We start from the raw sequence: 1,172 nt of genomic DNA on the forward strand, positions 1-1,172 counted from the left end.
GGAATAAATAAAACAACCTCTTTTGAAACATACTATATGTATGATTTTAAAGGAGGTTATTTTATTATGAGTACAAGAGTACACTACTCACCAGAAATAAAATGGAAAGCTATAGATATGAAATTAAATGGTAGTACTACAAAAGAAGTTATGAATAAACTAGGAATAAAAAATAAATCTCAAATTATGACATGGTTGAGATGGTATAAAAAAGGTGAAACCCATAGATTCAATCAACCTGTCGGTAAACAATATACCTACGGTAAGGGAGTATTAGAAGAGTCTGAAATAGAAAGACTTAGAATGGAAAATAAACAACTTAAAGCACGTATAGACATAATGGGAAAGTACCAAGAGATAGAAAGGATGTTGATGCAAAAATAGTAAAATCAATAGTTAATCAATATAGAAAAATATACAGTAATAAGCAAATATACACTGCTTTAAATCTGCCTAAAACTACTTTTTATAGATGGTTAAATTCATCAGACCAAGAAATTTCTGAGGAAGAAAAATCTATCATAGATACATGCAAAATCAATAAATATAGATATGGATATAGGAAAGTTCATGCTGTATTAAAATCTATGGGATTTAAGATTAATCATAAGAAAGTACTTAGGATTATGCACAAAAATAATATTTTAGCAAAAATTCGCAGAAAAAAGAGAAAATTCAATAGCGGAGCTACATCAGTTATTGCACCTAATATATTAAAAAGAGATTTTATAGCTAAATCACCTAATACAAAATGGTTCACGGATATTACATACTTAAAGTTCAGTAATAAAACTTTATATTTATCTGCTATTATGGATGGATTTAATGGAGAAATTGTTGCTTATAAAATTGCTGATAATCAAGAAGTACCACTAGTTAAGGATACACTTAGCGAAGCTATCATATCAATAAAATACAAAGATTTAATATTACATTCAGATCAGGGTGCTGTATACACATGTCCAAACTTTCAAAATTTTGTTAAACAAAATGGGATAACTATGAGCATGTCTAGAAAAGGTAACTGCCATGATAATGCTGCTATGGAAAGTTTCTTTTCATCATTGAAGACAGAAGCATTCTATTCTCAAGGATTAAAGAATTTATCAAGTAAAATGGTGATTGAAATTGTATCTCAATATATAGATTATTATAACAAAGAAAGAATACAG

The 1,172-nt window shown here is 28.0% G+C and carries 1 protein-coding gene; it reads left to right on the plus strand.

Annotated features, from left to right (window positions below):
• Positions 1 to 66 precede the first annotated feature (66 nt).
• A protein-coding gene (locus QX51_RS10475) for an IS3 family transposase (protein WP_152607233.1) occupies positions 67 to 1,172 on the plus strand; the annotation gives its coding sequence in 2 pieces (ribosomal slippage) (positions 67 to 355 and positions 355 to 1,172; 1,107 coding nt annotated over the 2 pieces). This gene is flagged as partial in the annotation.

The sequence above is a fragment of the Terrisporobacter othiniensis genome, assembly GCF_000808015.1.
GTDB classification, from domain to species: domain Bacteria; phylum Bacillota; class Clostridia; order Peptostreptococcales; family Peptostreptococcaceae; genus Terrisporobacter; species Terrisporobacter muris.